Origin of the sequence: Streptomyces klenkii, from assembly GCF_003626645.1 — a bacterium.
In the GTDB taxonomy this organism is placed as follows: domain Bacteria; phylum Actinomycetota; class Actinomycetes; order Streptomycetales; family Streptomycetaceae; genus Streptomyces; species Streptomyces klenkii.
Genome location: NZ_RBAM01000235.1, coordinates 1 through 1,010 on the forward strand (window position 1 = coordinate 1; position 1,010 = coordinate 1,010).

The 1,010-nt window shown below is 74.4% G+C and carries 1 protein-coding gene; it reads right to left on the reverse strand.

All coding sequences use genetic code 11. The features are described 5' to 3' along the window. Positions 1–43: 43 nt before the first annotated feature. Positions 44–1,009, reverse strand: coding sequence for a DUF2637 domain-containing protein (locus D7231_RS36005; protein ID WP_242000104.1), 966 nt, complete (start codon positions 1,007–1,009; stop codon positions 44–46). Position 1,010 lies beyond the last annotated feature (1 nt).

Below are 1,010 nucleotides of genomic sequence, written 5' to 3' on the forward strand. Positions count from 1 at the left end.
CACCAGGACTACCATCTTTTCCGTACACGGCGCTCTACCGATCTCAGTTGAACCGCTGCTCCAGGCGGGCGATCTGCTCCTCCAGCGAGTCCAGCAGCGGGCTCGCCTGCCCGATCGAGGCCGGGTCGGCCGGGGCGGCCGGGCCCGGGGCGGGCTCGGGCTGCTCCGGGGGGCGCGTCCGCAAGGGGCGGCGGGCCGCGGCCGGCTCCAGCGCCGAGGGGTCGGTGGGCTGCGGGGCCGCCGTCAGCTCCAGCGGCTGGGAGCCGGGCGGGAGCTGGCCGTGGCGGCTGATCGCCTTCATCCGGGCCCGCTCCAGCTTCCGCTGCTCGCGGCGCAGGGTGCGCTGCTTCTCCTTGGCCCTGCGGTCCTCGCGGACCTCCTCCACGGCCTCGTCCAGCGAGCGGACGTTCTCCAGCAGCATCAGCGACCAGGCGCCGTACGTCTCGCGCGGGGCGCGCAGCCAGCGCACGAAGCGGATCTGCGGCAGCGGGCGCGGCACCAGGCCCTGCTCGCGCAGCGCGGAGCGGCGGGTCTGCTTCAGCGCCCGGTCGAAGAGGACGGCCGCCGAGAGCGACATCCCGGCGAAGAACTGCGGGGCGCCGGCGTGGCCCATGCCGCGGGGCGCGTGGACCCAGTTGAACCAGGCGGCGGCGCCGGCGAAGAGCCACACCAGCATCCGGGAGCCCATGGAGGAGTCGCCGTGGCTGGCCTCGCGGACGGCGATGACGGCGCAGAACATGGCCGCCCCGTCCAGGCCGAAGGGGACGAGGTACTCCCAGCCGTTGGACAGGTCGAGGTTCTCCCGGCCGAAGCCGACCAGGCCCTGGAACGACAGGGCCGCGGCCACGCCCGCGCAGCAGAAGAGCAGCGTGTAGGAGAGCGAGGCGTACATCCGCTCACGCCGTCGACGCGCGGCCTCCAGGCGCTCCCAGGAGTCGGAGTCCGCGCCCTCGCTCAGGGGCTTGCGGCTGCGGGACATCATGGTCACCGCGACCATCGCCCCGCACAGC